This is a genomic window from Mesorhizobium sp. M7A.F.Ca.CA.002.15.2.1, assembly GCF_003998715.1.
Lineage (GTDB): Bacteria > Pseudomonadota > Alphaproteobacteria > Rhizobiales > Rhizobiaceae > Mesorhizobium > Mesorhizobium ciceri.
Genome location: NZ_RZPI01000037.1, coordinates 1 through 17,188 on the forward strand (window position 1 = coordinate 1; position 17,188 = coordinate 17,188).

Annotated in this window: 17 protein-coding genes; 6 read left to right on the plus strand and 11 right to left on the minus strand. The window is 63.1% G+C overall.

The annotated features are described in order from the left end of the window. From ENZ74_RS04250 to ENZ74_RS04280, 7 genes are all read right to left on the minus strand, one after another. On the minus strand, positions 1-966 hold a 966-nt coding region (locus tag ENZ74_RS04250), incomplete at its 3' end, for an ABC transporter permease (RefSeq protein ID WP_164760948.1). Then, positions 963-1,943, minus strand: coding sequence for an ABC transporter permease (locus ENZ74_RS04255; protein ID WP_013530865.1), 981 nt, complete (start codon positions 1,941-1,943; stop codon positions 963-965). The genes ENZ74_RS04255 and ENZ74_RS04250, both read right to left, overlap by 4 nt. Next, positions 1,940-3,487, minus strand: coding sequence for a sugar ABC transporter ATP-binding protein (locus ENZ74_RS04260; protein WP_063168516.1), 1,548 nt, complete (start codon positions 3,485-3,487; stop codon positions 1,940-1,942). Before ENZ74_RS04260 ends, ENZ74_RS04255 begins: the two co-directional genes overlap by 4 nt. A gap of 79 nt (positions 3,488-3,566) precedes the next feature. After that, positions 3,567-4,694: a sugar ABC transporter substrate-binding protein gene (locus tag ENZ74_RS04265; protein ID WP_013530863.1), complete on the minus strand. Its 1,128-nt coding sequence runs from the start codon at positions 4,692-4,694 to the stop codon at positions 3,567-3,569. A gap of 302 nt (positions 4,695-4,996) precedes the next feature. Further along, complete coding sequence (locus ENZ74_RS04270; protein ID WP_024501536.1) at positions 4,997-6,025, minus strand: LacI family DNA-binding transcriptional regulator; 1,029 nt, start codon at positions 6,023-6,025, stop codon at positions 4,997-4,999. Between the two features lie 99 nt (positions 6,026-6,124). Continuing rightward, positions 6,125-6,454 (minus strand): hypothetical protein, encoded by a 330-nt coding sequence (locus ENZ74_RS04275; protein WP_063168517.1) that lies wholly within the window; start codon positions 6,452-6,454, stop codon positions 6,125-6,127. Between the two features lie 21 nt (positions 6,455-6,475). Next, positions 6,476-7,705, minus strand: a complete 1,230-nt coding sequence (locus ENZ74_RS04280; RefSeq protein WP_013530861.1) for an MFS transporter — start codon at positions 7,703-7,705, stop codon at positions 6,476-6,478. 170 nt (positions 7,706-7,875) lie between these two features. Here ENZ74_RS04280 and ENZ74_RS04285 point away from each other — a divergent pair, with 170 nt between their 5' ends. Then, a complete protein-coding gene (locus ENZ74_RS04285) occupies positions 7,876-8,166 on the plus strand; it encodes a DUF3175 domain-containing protein (RefSeq protein ID WP_024501537.1) in 291 nt (96 codons plus the stop codon). A gap of 14 nt (positions 8,167-8,180) precedes the next feature. On the opposite strand, the gene ENZ74_RS04290 is transcribed toward ENZ74_RS04285, so the two are convergent. Both ENZ74_RS04290 and ENZ74_RS04295 read right to left on the minus strand, forming a co-directional pair. Next, positions 8,181-8,957 carry a FadR/GntR family transcriptional regulator gene (locus ENZ74_RS04290; RefSeq protein ID WP_024501538.1) on the minus strand — a complete coding sequence of 259 codons (777 nt, stop codon included), beginning with the start codon at positions 8,955-8,957 and terminating at the stop codon, positions 8,181-8,183. 307 nt (positions 8,958-9,264) lie between these two features. Next, entirely contained in the window at positions 9,265-10,161 is an 897-nt protein-coding gene (locus ENZ74_RS04295; protein WP_063168518.1) for an NAD(P)-dependent oxidoreductase, read from the minus strand. Positions 10,162-10,280: 119 nt separating this feature from the next. Here ENZ74_RS04295 and ENZ74_RS04300 point away from each other — a divergent pair, with 119 nt between their 5' ends. Continuing rightward, a complete protein-coding gene (locus ENZ74_RS04300) occupies positions 10,281-11,219 on the plus strand; it encodes an NAD(P)-dependent oxidoreductase (protein WP_063168519.1) in 939 nt (312 codons plus the stop codon). Positions 11,220-11,243: 24 nt separating this feature from the next. Here ENZ74_RS04300 and ENZ74_RS04305 read toward each other — a convergent pair whose 3' ends face one another. Next, positions 11,244-12,026 (minus strand): FadR/GntR family transcriptional regulator, encoded by a 783-nt coding sequence (locus ENZ74_RS04305; RefSeq protein ID WP_013530856.1) that lies wholly within the window; start codon positions 12,024-12,026, stop codon positions 11,244-11,246. 198 nt (positions 12,027-12,224) lie between these two features. Then, positions 12,225-13,214: a sugar-binding protein gene (locus tag ENZ74_RS04310; RefSeq protein WP_013530855.1), complete on the minus strand. Its 990-nt coding sequence runs from the start codon at positions 13,212-13,214 to the stop codon at positions 12,225-12,227. A 465-nt stretch (positions 13,215-13,679) separates the two neighbouring features. Between ENZ74_RS04310 and ENZ74_RS04315 the strand changes: the two genes are divergently transcribed. From ENZ74_RS04315 to ENZ74_RS04330, 4 genes are all read left to right on the plus strand, one after another. Beyond that, a complete protein-coding gene (locus tag ENZ74_RS04315; RefSeq protein WP_013530854.1) occupies positions 13,680-14,420 on the plus strand; it encodes an ATP-binding cassette domain-containing protein in 741 nt (246 codons plus the stop codon). 42 nt (positions 14,421-14,462) lie between these two features. Continuing rightward, the gene (locus tag ENZ74_RS04320) at positions 14,463-15,461 is read left to right on the plus strand and encodes an ABC transporter permease (protein WP_013530853.1); all 999 of its coding nucleotides are present in this window, start codon (positions 14,463-14,465) and stop codon (positions 15,459-15,461) included. Positions 15,462-15,548: 87 nt separating this feature from the next. Further along, a complete protein-coding gene (locus tag ENZ74_RS04325) occupies positions 15,549-16,316 on the plus strand; it encodes an SDR family oxidoreductase (protein WP_063168520.1) in 768 nt (255 codons plus the stop codon). Positions 16,317-16,495: 179 nt separating this feature from the next. Then, on the plus strand, positions 16,496-17,188 hold a 693-nt coding region (locus tag ENZ74_RS04330; RefSeq protein WP_164760949.1), incomplete at its 3' end, for an AraC family transcriptional regulator.

The window sequence follows — 17,188 nt, forward strand, 5'->3', positions numbered from 1 at the left end:
GCCGTAGAGCAGCAGCATGGCGACGATGACGACACCGTAGATGATCTGCCGCCCCGCCTCCGGCATCTGCATGACCGACAAGATGGATTGCAGCAAAGTGATGAGGATGACACCGGCGACAGTGCCGAGATAGGAGCCGCGCCCACCCAAGATCGAGGTGCCGCCAAGCACCACCGCGGCGATCGACGGCAGCAGATAAGCGTCGCCCATCGACTGCGCCGCCTTGGAGGCATAGCCGGCCAGAAGCACGCCGCCGAAAGCCGAGAGCCCACCGGAGACGGCGAAGGCGATCATCACCACGCGCCTTGTGTCGATGCCGGAGAGATAGGCCGCGCGCTCGCGGTTGCCGATGCCGTAGACGGTGCGGCCGAAGCCGGTCCGCGTCAGCACGAACACCATCGCGGCCCCGATCAGCGCCCAGATGATGACGGCGTTGGGCACGCCCGGAATGGCGAAACCGGTCGCCAGGTAGCGCATCGCGCCCGTCGCCGAATCCTGCGGCGAGAAGCCGCCGGTGTAGACCACCATCAGCCCTTGCGCGACAGCGTTGGTGGCCAATGTGATGATCATCGAGGGGATGCGCAGATAGGCGACGCCGATGCCGTTGACGACGCCGATCAGCATGCCGCAGATGATGCCGAACGGGATGGCCAACGCCACGCCGACCGGGCCGTACGCCGCCGCGGCGCAGGCCATCATGGCGCCCGCCGCCACCGCCCACGGCACCGACAGGTCGATCTGGCCGAGCAGGATGACCAGCATCATGCCTGTCGCGATAACGCCGAGGAATGAAGCCACCTTGAGCTGCTGCAGGAGATATTCAGGCGACAGGAAGCTTCTGGAATAGAGGCTGCCGAAGAACAGCAAAAGCACGATGCAGGCAAAGGCCGTCAGCACCGCCGGATCGGCGCGGCGGATGAATCTTGGCATGCGGCCGGCAATGCCGCCAAGCGTCGTTTCGCTCACAGGAACCACTCCAGCCGGTTGCGGACCCGAAACAGGGCGAAGGCGCCGAGGCTGACGGCGACCAGCAGGATAACGCCCTGGAACAGCGGCTGCCAGAGCGGATCGAAATCGAAGACGAACAACAGGTCGCCGATCGTGCGGAAAGCCAGTGCGCCGAAGATGGCGCCGATGGCGCTGCCCTTGCCGCCGAACAGCGAAACCCCGCCGAGCACCACGGCGGCGATCGAAAACAGCGTGTAGGAGTTGCCGCTGGCATAGGCCGCCTCACCCGTATAGGTGAAGAAGGTCAGGAACAATCCGCCGATCGCCGCCAGCAGGCCGGCCAGCGTGTAGGCGGCGAACTTGCCGCGCCGGATCGGCACACCCGACATGTAGGCCGCCGTCTCCGATGAGCCTGCCGCGTAGGCGGCGCGGCCAAGCACCGAGCGGCTGAACGGCACCCAGATCACCAGCACGATGGCCAGCAGCACGACGAGACTTGCCGGCACCACGCCGAACACACGACCGGTCAGCGCATCGGCCAGGTCCTCATTGACCGAGCCGCCCGGAAATGGCCGCAGCAACAGGCCGATGCCGTAATAGACGGCGCCTGTGGCAATGGTGGCGACAATCGGCTGCAGCCGGCCATAGATGACGATGGCGCCGTTGATGGCGCCGCACAGCAGTCCCACCGCCAGCACGGCGATGACGCCGAGCGTCGTCTGCATCGGCGTTCCCACCACCAGCCACGAAGCCAGGCAGTTGGTGAGGAGAAAAATCATGCCGACGGACAGGTCGATGCCGGCGGTGATCACCACCAGCGTCTGCGCCATGGCGACGAAGGCGAGCAGCACGCCCTTGTTGGCCGCCGTCTGCACCACATTGGCGGTGAAGCCGGCCGGATGGTTCGAGGTGTAGATGACGAACATGACGATGAAGATGCCGAACGCCAGCAGCGTTCCGCGCTGCTCGGCCAGCCAGTAGCGCCAATCCTTCATGCGCCCACTCCCAGGCCCACCCGGCTCTCCTCGCCATGGATGTTGAGCGCGCTTGATATCAGCGCCCGCTCGGTGATCTCGGCGCCGACCAGCTCGCGCTTGACCGCCCCGTCATAGAGCACAAGCACACGGTCGCAGCAGCCGATCAGCTCGTCATAGTCGGTCGAGTAGAACAGGATCGCAGCACCCGCGTCGGCCAGTTTGCGCATCAGCTGGTACAGCTCCTGCTTGGTGCCGACGTCGATGCCGCGCGTCGGATCGTTGAGCAGGATGATGCGCGGCTGGCGCATCAGCCATTTGGCGATGACCACCTTCTGCTGGTTGCCGCCCGAAAGCGCGCCGACCGGAATGTCGAGGCCCGCCGTCTTGATCGCCAAAAGACCGACCATGTCGTCGATCAGCCGCTGCTCGGCGGCACGGTCGATGATGCCGGCTTTCGACAACCGGTCGAGCGCGGCGAAGGACAGGTTCTCGCGCACCGTCATCGGCAGCATCAGCCCTTCGGTCTTGCGGTCCTCGGGAATGAGCGCCATGCCGATGCCGTCGTCGCGCGCAACGGATGGACTGGTGATCGACACAGGCTTGCCGTCGATCAGGATCTGGCCGCTGAGGCCGCGCAGCACGCCGAAGAAGGAGAGCAGCAATTCGCGCTGGCCCTGGCCGTCGAGGCCGCCAAGGCCGACCACCTCACCTGCCCTGACGGTCAGCGAGATGTCGTGCAGCCGGTCGGCCCATGAGAGCTTGCGGGCCTCGAGCCTGGGGGCCGCGGCGGCAGGCACGGCCGTCGGCTTGGGCGGAAAGATATGGCTGTATTCGCGGCCGATCATCAGTTCGACCACCTCATTGTCACTCTTCGAGCCGGCTGGATAGCTGGCGACATTGCGGCCGTTGCGGAACACCGTGCACTGGTCCGCCAGTTCGGCGATCTCGTTCATGCGGTGCGAGATGTAAAGCAGCGCCAGCCCTTCCGCGCGCAGCCGCTTCAGCACCGCGAAGATCTTCGAGACATCCGCGGCAGTCAGCGCGGAGGTCGCCTCGTCGAGGATGAGGATGCGCGGCTTGCGTGCCAATGCCTTGGCGATCTCGACCATCTGCCGGCGCGACAATGGCAGGTCCTTGACCAGCGCCAGCGGGTGGATGTCGGCGGCGCCGGCACGAGCAAGTGCTTCTTCGGCGATGCGGCGTTGCGCCTTGCGGTCGATCATGCCGAAGCGTTTGGGCGGGTCGGAAATGACTATGTTGTCGGCAACGCTTAGCTCGGGGACCAGCGACAGTTCCTGGAAGATGCAGACGATGCCGGCCTTATTGGCGGCACCCGGAGAGGCGAAGGTCGCCTCGCGCCCATCCAGAGTCATGCGCCCCTCATCGGGCGCCACGACACCTGCCATGACCTTGATCAGCGTCGATTTGCCGGCGCCGTTTTCACCGAGAATGGCGTGAATGCTGCCGGCTTCGACAACAAGCTCGGCCTTCTCCAGCGCGCGTACACCGCCATAGCGCTTGGATATGCCTTCCATACGAAAGAGCGGAGCCGCACCGTCCATCGGCCCTCCCAGGGCGATTGTGGAATTGAGACAAACGCCGCGGCTCAAGCCGCGGCGCCAGGTGACAGCCAGCGATGATTTACTGGTTTTCCTTGGTCTGACCCATGATTTCCTGGGCGCTGAAATTGATGCCGCAGGTCGGGAAGGAATTGCCGACGAAGAAATTGTCGGATTCCTTGGGGAAGTAATCCGTGCCTTCCTTCATGTTCGGGTCTTCGGCGATCGCCAGCGGCAGCTTCACCTCTTGTGGCACGACTTCGCCTTCGAGTGCGGCGATCGCGGTCTTGATGGCGACGGCGACCTGAGCCGGGCCCGAGCCCGCGGACGAGCACTTCAGCCCGTCGGCTGAATGCGCGGCGCAGAACTTGCGGAAGCCGTTCTCGGTCTCGCCGCCAAACGGCACGAACGGATGCTTGGCGTCGATCATCGCCTGCACGATGCCCGTGTCGCCGCCCTGCCCGGTGATGCCGTCGAACGGACCGTTGGTGGCGATCGCATCCGCGGTCACCTTCTGTGCCACGCCGTCATCCCATTTGCCGGCGACTTCGGTCACGTCCCACTTCTTGCCGGACGCATCGAACACCTCGTGGATGCCGTTGTGACGATCGGTGTCGACGGAGGTGCCGGCGACGCCGCGCACTTCCAGGATCTTGCCGCCGTTCGGTATCTTGCCGACCAGCCACTTGGCCCACAATTCGCCAAGACCCTTCTGATCGACATTGACGTTGATGGCGTCCTTGGTATCGAGAATGTTGTCGAAGGCGACCAGCACGATGCCCGCTTCCTTGGCACGCTTGATGACCGGACCGAAGGCCGTCGGGTTCTGGGCGTCGGTGACGATGGCGTCATAGCCGGAATCGATGAAATTGTTGATCGCCGAGATCTGTGCCGGCACGTCCTCGCCCGTCGAGACGACCTTGAATTCCTTGATCTTGGCTTTGACTTCAGGTTGCGCGGCGTAGGCCTTGGCCGTCTGCACCATCTGGATGCGCCAGGTGTTGGCGATATAGCCATTGGCGAAGGCGATGCGGAACGGCCCTTCCTTCTTGGGATATTTGAAGAATTTGGTCTCTGCGCTCCACGGCGCGAAACAGTCCGCCTGAGCGGCGGGACCCGACACGATTTCGGGTCCGGCGGCCATGGCGGCCGAATTGAGCATGACGAATGCAGTGGCGGCAACGACGCCACCAACGAGTGACTTGATCATCGATAATCCTCCCGATTGCAGTTCTGATTGTTCGTTTCGCAATGCGAATTTTTCGCGCGATGGACCGGCACCTCCCGCCTTGCCATGCGCTTCCTCGGCCGCCCGTGATGGCCGACCCGGTACCTCCCTTGTCGCCGCCAGCGGGGCGAAAACTATCATATTATCCATAATAAACAAGTATTAGTTGTCGCTTATGTATAATAAACAGGTGCGACCTATCGTTCATGCAACTGCCTGTAGGAGATGGTAGCGCTACCAAATCGGCGTGTAAACCGGCATTCGCACAGTCGCTTCTGTGCGTTTCAACGCGCCGTGCTCTCGCGGCGCTTGAGCTCGAAACCGAGATCTACGATCCGTTGCTCCGGTCTTTTGCCGGCGATCGCAGCAAGCGCCATGGCGACGGCACGCCGGCCGATCTCATAACGATGGGTGCGGATGCTGGTGACCGAAGGAAACGCCACCTGCATCATGTCGAGATCGTTGAAACCGACGATGCCGATCGTCTTCGGCACCGCGATCGAGGCGCGATGGCATTCGAACAAGACGCCGAGCGCGATGTCGTCATTGTTGCAGAACACCCCGTCGAGTGTCGGCACCTTGGCCAGCGCGTCGCGGAACATCTCGCGGCCGAGCGACACGCTGGACAGCACCGGCGTGGTGGTGACGAGGCGCGGGTCGAACAGGCCCGCGGCCTCCATCGCCGCGCGATAGCCGGCAAGGCGCCGCTGCGAACGCGGATCCATGCGCGCGCCGATGAAGCCGATGCGGCGATAGCCGGCCTCGATCAGATGCTCGGTCGCCGCCCTCCCGCCATCGAGATGCGAGAAGCCGACCATCATGTCGACCGGATCGGGACCGGTTTCCATCACCTGCACCACAGGGCAGCCGGCACTTTCCAGCAGCTTTCGCGAAGCCGGCGTCTGATCGATGCCGGCGACGATCAGCGCCGCTGGCCGTTGCGAACCGAACAGCTGCAGCAGCCGCTCTTCCTCGAGGCCGGAATAGTGGGTGTTGCCAAGCTGGATGCGGAACGGGCTGGCCGACAGGCTGTCATAGATGCCGCGCACCACCTCGGCGAAGACGTTGTTGGTAAGCGACGGCACCAGCACGCCGAACACCTCGGCGCGCGCCGAGGCCAGCGCCCGGGCATTCGGGTCCGGCACGTAGCCCAGTTCGTCGACAGCGGCCTGGATCTGGCGGCGCAACTCTTCGGAGACACGCTCCGGCTCACGCAGGGCGCGCGACACGGTGATGGCGCCGACACCGGCCTTGCGCGCGACATCCGCGATGGTCGGGCGGCCGCCGCCCCGGCGCGTGCGCGGCTTGGTCAAAATCGAGTCCTCGCAAGATACAGATCGGAAGCCATCGCGCCCGCAGCCGTCATATGTTGGTCAAAGTGGGATATTTATCCGCGCGCTTCCTTCTCGACGCTAGGTCAATGTCCGCTCCCCAAAGAGAAAAATCAGCAGAGAAAGAAGACCAAACGAGACTAAAAATCCGGCCCATGCTCCAAACAGGAGCTTGCGAAGCGATCGGAATTCGTCAGCAACAAGAAATCTGTTGAAACGGCTATTCCTGCGGCCGGCTCGCTCGCTCCAACCAAGTGATCTTTCCTCAGTAGTGTCTACAAGCGCCCCGGTTCTGCCGAGCACCAGGATAATCGAATAGAAAATTGCGGCGGCGCCTGCGAGGCATCCCGCGGCGCAGGCCCACACCGCTATTGTTAGAAGAATGGGCTTACCGTGAAGATCGAGATGCATTTTGTGCGCCCGGAATAAGGCTTAAGCTGCAACCGTCAATGATCGCCGCGACCGCCACAATAACAGAACGATCGCCAGTATATTCAAAATATTCCAGGCAATGCCGTTCAGGAACGCAGCCGCATAAGAGCCGGTCAAATCGTAGATCCAGCCCGACATCCAGCCGCCGATCGCCATGCCGAAGATGGTCGCCATCATGACGATGCCGATACGCTGGCCGGCCTCTCTGGCCGGCATATAATCGCGCACGATGATCGCGTAGCAAGGCACGATGCCGCCCTGCGACAAGCCGAACACCAGTGACACCACATAGAGCGAGGCAAGCCCGTCGAACGGGATGTAGAACAGCAGCGACAGGCACTGCAGGACCGAGCCGATCATCAATGTCCACACGGCGCCGATACGGTCGGCGAGGAAGCCGGACGCCAGCCGGCTGACGACGCCGCCCGCCATCATGATCGACAGCATGTCGGCGCCATGTGCGACGCCGTAGCCAAGGTCCATGCAATAGGCGACGATATGCACTTGCGGCATCGACATCGCCACGCAGCAGCCGAGCCCGGCGACGACCAGCAGCACCTGCAAGGCCGCCGGCGACAGCGAGATCGGCTGCACCGACCGGCTTCCGGGCGAACCCGCGACGGCCGCCGCCGGGGCACCGCGCCGCAGCATCAGCACCAGCGGCACCATTGTCACCAGGCAGAAGATGCCGATTGCCGCATAGGTGAAGCGCCAGCCCTCCGCCTTCATCAGCGTCGGCATGATGGTCGGCCACAACGCCCCGGCAAGGTAATTGCCGGCCGCCGCCGCCGTGACCGCAACACCGCGACGGCGGTTGAACCAGTGCGAGATATCGGCGATCAGCGGCCCGAAGATCACCGACGTGCCGATACCGATCAGCACCCCCTGGGCAAGCGTGAATTGCAGGATCGAGGTCGACAGCGCCGCGAGCAGCAGGCCCGCGGAAAGCGCAATCGAAGAGATCAGCGCCGGGATCCAGTAACCCATCCGGTCGATGGCGCGGCCGACCAGCACGTTGCCGGCGGCGAAACCGACCATGGTCGCCGTGTAAGGCATGGACGCCGCGGCGCGGTCGACGCCGAACTCGGCCTGCACGGCGGGCAGCACGACGACGACAGCCCACATGCCCACGGCGCCGATCGTCGCCAGCAGCATCGAGATGGCAAGCCGCATCCAGGCATAGGAGCTGTCGATGCCGGGGCCGGGCTGGAGGCTGTCGGTTCGGGTCAAGGCGTTTCCTGTCGGCGGTCTCGGAGATCGGCTGCCGTTTGCGCCACTATCGGCGCATTCTCAGGCCGCAGCAGCGCCACAGCGGGCAAATCCGTGGCTCCAGAGCCAGGGCGGAACCGATACCGATGTGCGGAGTTTCCCGGCAACCCACCCCGCAAAGGAGTCCTGCGATGACCGCCACCAGGAAAAAATGGTCGGCCGAGGTGACCGAGCACAGCAACGCAATGGATCTTGAGGATCACGTCTTCGAATCCGACGACGCCAGGAAGATCGCCGCCTCGCTGAAACGATCCGCCGAACACAGCCACAGGCGCAAGGCCGAGCCTTTCCAATCCGCCATGTCGATGCTGAATTTTTACATCAACCGCGCCGGCAAGAACTTGCCTGCCGCGCGCAAAAAAGTGCTTGAGGACGCCAAGGACGAACTGCGCAGCGCCTTCGGACGGGACAAGGATGATTAGCGGCCGGTCCGGCCTTACCGGGCGCGGATGACGCCGTCTGTGTTGGCGAGCAATTTGCGCACAGCATTGCGCGCCGCGTCGGGGCGCTGCAGGCGGATGTTCTTCTCGATCGCCTCGTGCAGCTTCTGCGCGTGGTTGAGATCGTCGATCTCCCGTGTCGTATAGGCAAAGAGATGATCGAAGGCGGATTCGATCAGTACGCCGAGCGGCACCAGCAGGTCGTTGCCCGAAGCCCGCAGGATGGCGAGATGGAAGCGCGTGTCGGCGCGGGTCCGCTCCTGCAGGCTCGTCGCCGCGCCCATCTCACGGCAGGCCAGGCTGATCTCGGCCATCTGCTCGTCGGTTCTTCGCATCGCGGCGAACGCGGTCGCTTCCGGCTCGATGATATGGCGGAATTCCTGCACCGTCTTGAGGAACACTTCGCGGTCCGGCGACGTCGCGTACCAGGCCAGCACATCGCGATCGAGCAGGTTCCAGCGTTCCTTCGGCTCGACCCAGCTGCCGATCTTGGGACGTGAGGCCAAAAGGCTCTTGGCCATCAGCATCTTGATCGCTTCGCGCACCGCCGAGCGGCTGACGCTGAAGGTCTCCGACCATTTCGCTTCATTGGGCAGGATGGTGCCAGGCGGATAATCGCCGCGCACGATCCTGAGGCCGATTTCACTGGCCAGCGAGGCGTGGACGCTGGAGCCGGGAATACGCGCGGCGTCCGCCCGGCGAACGCCGCCCGGACGGTCCCCGGAGGCCGCTTTCCCCAACGATTTTTCCTTGTTCGGCTTCGCGTCCCGCATGGGGTCCAGAAAGTCCGTATTAAGCAGGCTGTCAAGCGCAGCAAGCGGCTTGCATCGCAAAGCTGCCCGCTGTGCACAGATCAGCCCCGATCCGCCGCTTGATTGGCATGTCGATATTCAGGTCAGGCCGAGCCGAGAATGACGGATTTCGAGAACCGGAGCGCAGCGTACTTTTGGGTACGTGAGCATCGGCCTACGCCGGCCGTAGCCTTGACTGCCACGACCACTCATAAGTGCTTCGGCCGGCGAAGGCGGAAGCGCAGAAAGCCGTCATTCGCAGGCCGGCATCACCTGAGTGTCGACATGCCTAGGCCTGCTTGACGTATTTGCGCCAGCTATGCTCCGGGCGGAAGCCCAGCACGTCACGCGCCTTGCGGTTGGAGAGCAGCGTCTCGTATTCGCCGAGTTCGGCCTTGACCGGCACGCCGGGGTAGAACCGCTTCAAGAGTTCGGCTGTCGGCAGGTCGGACGAGGTGTCGTCATTGGCCGCGTTGAACACCTGATAGCCGAGCCCGTCCTTCTCTATGGCGCGCAGCGTGATCTGGCCAAGGTCGCGCGCGTCGACATAGCTCCAGGCGATGCGCTTGCGGAAACCCGGATCGGCGAACCATTTCGGAAACAGCGAATGTTCGTGCGGCTCGATGACGTTGCCGATGCGCAGGGCATAAATGTCGGTGCCGTTGCGCTGCGCGAAGGCCCGCGCCGTCTTCTCGTTGACGACCTTGGACAAGGCATAGCTGTCCATCGGATCGACGTCATACTCCTCGTCGAGCGGGAAATATTTTGGATCGCGCGGCTCGTTGGCGAAGACCAGCCCATAGGTGGTCTCGCTGGAGGCGATGATTACCTTTCGGATACCGAGCTTAACTGCCGCCTCGATGACATTGTAGGTGCCGAGCGCATTGATGCGGAACACCTCGTTGTCGGTGGTGATCATGATGCGCGGGATGGCGGCGAAATGCACCACCGCATCGACCGGCTGCGGACGCAGCGAGGGGTCGAATTCATGCAGGCCCATATAGCTCGACAGTGCGTTGAACACCTGCCCGCTGTCGGTGATGTCGGTGATCAGCGTGCGCACCTTGGGGTTGTCGAGCGGCCTGGTGTCGATGTTGAGCACCTGGCAGCCTTGCTCGACCAGATACTGGACGACATGGCGTCCGGCCTTGCCGCTGCCGCCGGTGAACATGATCCGCTTCGTCATTTTGCTCTCCACATCCTCAGGAATTTATGTGTATTGTCAGACAATATCGCCATCCGCAACCACCCTCGCCTGCAAAACGGCAGCGCCTGACATCAATCATTGCAACAGGACTTGAAGACATGAACACGACTGCCGCGAGCGAAAAGATCGGCTTCATCGGGCTTGGCCTGATGGGCCACGGGATCGCCAAGAACATCGTCGACAAGGGCTACAGCCTGACCTTTCTCGGCCGCAAGAACCGCAAGCCGGCGGAAGACCTGCTTGGCCGCGGCGCCACCGAAGCATCGACCTCGCGCGATGTGGCGGCGGCATCGACAATCGTCTTCATCTGCGTCACCGGTTCGCGCGAGGTCGAAGCCATCATTCGCGGCCCGGGCGGCCTCAAGGAGGGTTTGAAGAAAGGTTCCGTCGTCGTCGACTGCTCGACCTCCGACCCCGTCTCGACCATTGCGCTTGCCGCTGAACTCAAGGCGCTCGGCATCGATTTTGTCGACGCACCGCTCAGCCGCACGCCGAAGGAAGCCTGGGAAGGCACACTCGACGCCATGGTCGGCGCGCCGGACACCCTCTTTGCCAGGGTGAAACCGGTAATCGAAACCTGGGCCGGCCGCATCGTCCATATCGGCGACACCGGCGATGGCCATCGCATGAAGCTGCTCAACAATTTCATCTCGCTCGGCTACGCCGCGATCTATTCCGAGGCACTGGCACTGGCTGAGAAGGTCGGCATCTCGCCGCCGCGCTTCGACAGCGTCATCCGCAATGGCCGCATGGATTGCGGCTTCTACCAGACCTTCATGCGCTGGACGCTGGAAGGTGACCGCGACGCGCACAAATTCACCATCGCCAACGCCTTCAAGGACCTGACCTATCTGGAATCGATGGCGGGTGCGGCCGGCATTGCCAACCCGCTCGGCAACGCCACCAAGAACGCCTTCGCCGGTGCCCACGCAACCGGCCCGGCCGAGCAATTCGTACCGATGCTGGCAACGCATATCGGGAAGGTGAACGGCGTCGACCTGATGCCGATGAAGGATGGCAAGAAGCAGACCATTTAACCGATTGCCCAACGCAGGCGCCGATCACCGCCTCCAGCGCCCGATCCCTTCATCGGTATCCGCAAGCAGCTTGTGCACGGCGTTGCGCGCGGCGGCCGGGCGCTGCAGGCGGATGTTCTTTTCGATCGCCTCATGCAGCTTCTGCGCCTGGCGCTGATCGGCGACCTGCTGTGTCGTGAATGCGAAAAGATGGTCGAGCGCCGACTCGATCAGCACGCCGAGCGGCACCAGAAGGTCGTTGCCGGAGGCGCGCAGGATGGCCAGATGAAAGCGCGTATCGGCGCGGATACGCTCCTGCAGGCTCAAGGCTTCGCCCATCTCGCGGCAGGCCTGGCTGATTTCCGCCATTTGCTCGTCACTGCGCCGTATGGCTGCAAAGGCCGATGCTTCCGGCTCGATGATATGACGAAACTCCTGCACGGTTCGCAGGAACGCCTCGCGGTCGGGCGCCGTCGCGTACCAGGCCAGCACGTCGCGGTCGAGCAGGTTCCAGCGCTCCTTCGGCTCGACCCAGCTGCCGATCTTGGGGCGTGAGGCCAACAGGCTTTTCGCCATCAGCATCTTGATGGCTTCGCGCACCGCCGAACGGCTGACATTGAAGATCTCGGCCCATCTGGACTCGTTGGGCAGGATGGTGCCGGGCGGATAGTCGCCACGCACGATCCGCAGGCCGATCTCGCCGGCCAGCGAGACATGGACGCTCGCTCCCGCAAAATGCGCGGCACCGGCCTTGCGCATGACAGCCGGGCCGTGGCTGGCTTGTGCCTTGGCCCGGTCGGTTCGCTTGCTTGACTTCTCGTCCGGCATCCACGTTCCAATGCGTCGACCGTCTGTCGTCCGGACTGGTCCGAACCGCACGGGCGCCGATCTCGTTGCCGAAAAATCCAGATCACGGGCGCAGCAAAGCCGGAGCCGGTTGCCCCAACCATTGCGTCCGTTCGGGAATTATCGCTTCCGTCCAGGAATGACGGGGCGCCCGCAGCCGGGCGCCCCGAAATCGAGAACCTACTTCTGGATGCAGGTGTCGACCGTATCCTTGGTGCACTCGTCGAGGCCGGTGAACACCGGATCGGCGACCGCCTTGCCTTCGATCAGGTCGATCATCACCGACGGTGCCTTGTAGCCCATTTCGAACGGCCGCTGGCCGACCAGAGCCGTTACAAGGCCGTCACGAGCGATCGCAATCTCGTCGCCGATCGTGTCGGCAGCGCCGATGACGAAGTCGTTGCTGGCGATCCGGTCCTTGAGCGGTCCGAACAGATCGCGATAGGGCTGCGGCGCGCCGAACAGCGGCCAACCGCCCATGATGCCGAAGGCGTCCAGCTTGGGGTTGGCGGCGAGGATGTCGGTCATCGCCTGCACGCCCTTGGCGCCATCGTCGTTGGTGAACACCGGGCAGCCGGCGACTTCGGTCCAGCCACCTTCACCGGCAAGTGCGGCGAGGCCCTCCTTGCCCGACAGTGCGTCACGCATGCCTTGCGCACGGCGCAGGATGTTGTCGGCTGCCGGGTTGCCTTCGATGGTGCAGATCGTGCCACCATTCGGCTTGCCCTTCTTGATGTACTCGCCGATCTTCTTGCCCATCAGGTAATTGTCGGTACCGAGATAGGTCTTGCGAAGACCTGCGTCTTCCTTGCTGAGATCGGCATCGACCGTCATGATCGGGATCGACGGATTGGCACTCTTGATCGTCTGCGCGATCAGCGGCGCGTTGGACGGCGAGATCGCCATCGCCACCGTGTCGGCCTTGCTCAGCATGTCCTGGACGATCTGCGCCTCGCCGGCCTCGTCCGAAGTCGACGCCGGACCGGTGTAGAAGCATTCATATTCCGAGCTGGCGTTTTCCTTGTTCCATTTCTCGCAGCCCTGGTGGATGGCCTCGAAGAACGGATTGTCGAGACCTTTCACGACAATGACGAGCTGTTTCTTGGCCAAAGCCGGCCCGGCACCCAACGCCATGGCGGCGACGGCGGCGAGCAAAAGTGTTTTCCTCATGTCAGTCCTCCCTTGAAACAAACGGACACGGCGTGCCCGCCATACAGATCGACCGGATGCGTGATGACCGAGGGTCGTTTCGCGAGCGCTCGTGTCGCCAGGACAGATCGATAAGCATTTCCAGATTCGGCTTCAGATCAGCTCACACACAGGTGCCGCCGGATCCTGGACCGTCAAACCTCCGCCAATTCCGGCCGGCGACCGCCAGCGGGGATCGGCATAATCTCCTCCGACGCTTAGCTAATATCGGCTTGGCGCCAACGTCAATGCTATTTGTCCTACAAAACGGATTTTTAAAATAGTCCTGGCCCAATTCGTCCGACAATTGATTGACGTGCGCCGGCTTTTGCGTAAAAGAACGCTAACGCCGTCTTCGGGAGGAGCCGGGGAGAGCGAGGCCAAAGCAGCGTCGGCATCCACGCCGGTAACAGCTGCAGGTCGCAAAGCACGGGGAGGCAAAGGCTGGTGGCGGTTCTCGAACTCACCAACATCTCAAGGCATTTCGGCGCCATCCAGGCCGTCAACGACGTTTCGCTGTCGATCGAGCCCGGACAGGTGGTCGGCCTGATGGGCGACAACGGCGCCGGCAAGTCGACGCTGGTCAAGATGATCGCTGGCAATTTCCGCCCGAGCCATGGCACCATGCACATGGACGGCAAGGAATTGATCCTGCACAAGCCGGCGGAAGCCCGCCAGCACGGCATCGAGATCGTCCACCAGGACCTTGCGCTCTGCAACAATCTGACTGCCGCCGCCAATGTCTATCTCGGCCGTGAGTTGCGGCGCGGCGTCGGGCCGTTCCGGATCCTCGACTATGCCTCGATGTACAAGCGTGCCGGCCAGCTCTTCGCCGAATTGAAGTCCGAGACCCGTCCGCGCGACCTCGTCAAGCAGATGTCGGGCGGCCAGCGCCAGGCGGTGGCGATTGCCCGCACCATGCTGTCGCAGGCCAAGATCGTGCTGATGGACGAACCGACGGCGGCGATCTCGGTGCGCCAGGTCGCCGAAGTGCTGAACCTTATCCGCCATTTGCGCGATCAGGGCATCGCCGTCGTTCTGATCAGCCACCGCATGCCTGACGTGTTCACCGTCGCCGACCGCGTCATCGTCATGCGGCGCGGGCGCAAGGTCGCCGACAAGACGATTGCGTCGAGCTCGCCCGAGGAAGTCACCGGGCTGATCACCGGCGCTATCGAACAGGTTTGATTTCAAGCGAATTCCACCACGCACAGCAGATGAAGGTCGACGATGGCACTGACAATTGACCAGCCGATCGAGCATAAGCAGCAATCCTTGGCCGCGAGACTGTTTGCCAGCCAGACTTTCTGGGTGGTGATCGCGGTCATCCTTGCCTGCGTGTTCCTGTCGTTTGCCACCGACGCTTTCGCCACCTCGAAGAACCTCTACAACATCACCCGCAACATCACCTTCGTCGCCATCATCGCGCTCGGCATGACCTTCGTCATCATCACCGGCGGCATCGACCTGTCGGTCGGCTCGGTGCTATGCCTGTCGTCGATGGTGCTGGCCGTCACCATGCATGCCGGCTACTCGATCGAGGTCGGCATCCTGGCCTCGATTGCCACCGCGCTCGCCATTGGCGCCTTCAACGGCGTGCTGATCGCCTATCTCGGCTTTCCACCCTTCGTGGTGACGCTCGGCATGCTGTCGATCGCCCGAAGCCTCGCCATGGTCGCCTCCAACAACACGGTGGTCTTCCAGTTCGGGCCGGACCATGCCAAGCTTCTGTCATTGGGCGGCGGCGCCTGGGTGTTCGGCATCGCCAACCCGGTGCTTTACATGATCCTTCTGGCGCTGATCACCGGCTTCATCCTGCGCTGGACCAAGTTCGGCCGCCATATCTTCGCCATCGGCGGCAATGAGCACGCGGCAACGCTGACCGGCGTTCCGGTGCGCCAGATCAAGGTTGCCGTCTACATGATCTCGGCGCTGTCGGCGGGCATTGCGGGCATCATCCAGACCGGCTGGCTGGGTGCCGTCACCACCAATCTCGGCACCGGCATGGAGCTGCAGGTAATCGCCGCCACCGTCATCGGCGGCGCCAATCTGGCCGGCGGCGTCGGCACCGCCTTCGGCGCCATCGTCGGCGCGGCCCTGATCGAGGTGATCCGCAACAGTCTCGGCCTGCTCGGCATCAATGCCTTCTGGCAAGGCGTCTTCATCGGCGGCGCCATCCTGCTGGCGGTGCTGTTCGACCGCATCCGCAATTTCCGCCGCAGCGACTAGAACCATGATCCCGAAAAGTGGAAACCGGTTTTCTCGGACAAACGGAACCGTTTGTCCGGAGATCATGGTCAAACAAAAGACGGTTTGATGGCCAACTCCCTGTTCAGCCTCGAGGGCCGGCTGGCGCTGGTGACCGGCTCCGGCCAGGGCATCGGCTTCGCGCTGGCTCGGGGCCTGGCCGAACATGGGGCAAGCGTGGTGCTGAACGGCCGCGACGCCGCCAGGATCGACAGCGCCGTCGAAAAGCTGCGCAACGCCGGCTTCAAGGCGCACGCCTCGGTATTCGACGTCACCGATTTTCAGGCGGTCAATGAGGACATTGCCCGCATCGAGGCCGAGATCGGCGCCATCGACATCCTCATCAACAATGCCGGCATACAATTCCGCGCCCCGCTCGAGGACTTTCCCGAGGAGCAATGGGAGCGCCTGTTCAAGACCAATGTGTCGGGCGCCTTCCATGCAGCCAAGGCGGTCGCCCGCCACATGATCCCGCGCGGCAAGGGCAAGATCATCAACGTCGGTTCGGTGCAGAGCGAACTGGCAAGGCCGAACATCGCGCCCTACACCGCCACCAAGGGCGCGATCCGCAACCTGACAAGGGGCATGTGCGCCGATTGGGCCAAACACGGCCTGCAGATCAATGCGATCGCGCCCGGCTATTTCCGCACCGAGATGAACCAGGCGCTGGTCGACAATCCCGAATTTTCCGCCTGGCTGGAAAAGCGCACGCCGGCCGGGCGCTGGGGCAATGTCGACGAGTTGATCGGCGCCGCCGTGTTTCTGGCGTCAGATGCCTCGTCCTTCGTCAACGGCCATACGCTGTATGTCGATGGCGGCATGACGGCTTCGGTTTGAGGTTGGCAATTCTCCCGACCGCCATTCGTTCCAGTGCGTATCGCTCAGTCTGAAAATCCGGCCTCACTGGCCGTCATTCGCCCTCGCCGCCCGCGCGCGTCTTGACGCGGCCCCGAACTCGGCCGCACAATCCCCACTGCAGGCGAAGGGAGGCCAGTCGCCTGCGGGAGGATATACCCATGACGGAAGCGATCAGGCTCTACTGGGGCCGGTTCGGACATGTTTCTATCCTGAATGTCGCAAGCGACTTCGTCACCCATGCCCATGTCGAGGCCCATCTCATCATCTGGCTGGAAGGTACGGCCGGCGAAATGACCATCGGCCGCGAGACCGTCCGGCTTGGGCCTGGAACGGCCGCCGGCATCAACTCCTTCCAGCCGCACAGCCATGTTCTGTCGCAAAACGGGACGCCCGGTCTGTTTCTCGCCTTCTACATCGATCCCGACTGGGCGCGGCGCCGCCGCGACCTGCCTTCGTCGGCGCCGCTGTTTTCACAAGCCGCGATCACGCTGGAACCGTGGCTGCATCAGGCCGCCGCCAATCTGCTCGACCACCTCAGCGACAATGAGAGCGTCGACGATATCGCCAACTACGAGATCGAGCGTTTCATCGATAGCGTGCTCGACGCCGCCGACGCCTCGGCGCCGCAGGAGGCCCGTGTCCGCATCAACACCATGCAGGATTTTCGTGTCCGCAAGGCAATCCAGTTGATGAGAGCCAATGTCTGCGAGCGCATCTGCTTCGACGACGTGGCGCGCAGCGTCGGCCTGTCGCGACCGCATTTCTTCGCTTTGTTCAAGGAACAGACCAATCTGACGCCCAATGTCTACTGGAACACGCTGCGCATGGAGGAAGCGGTGCGGCAGCTGCAA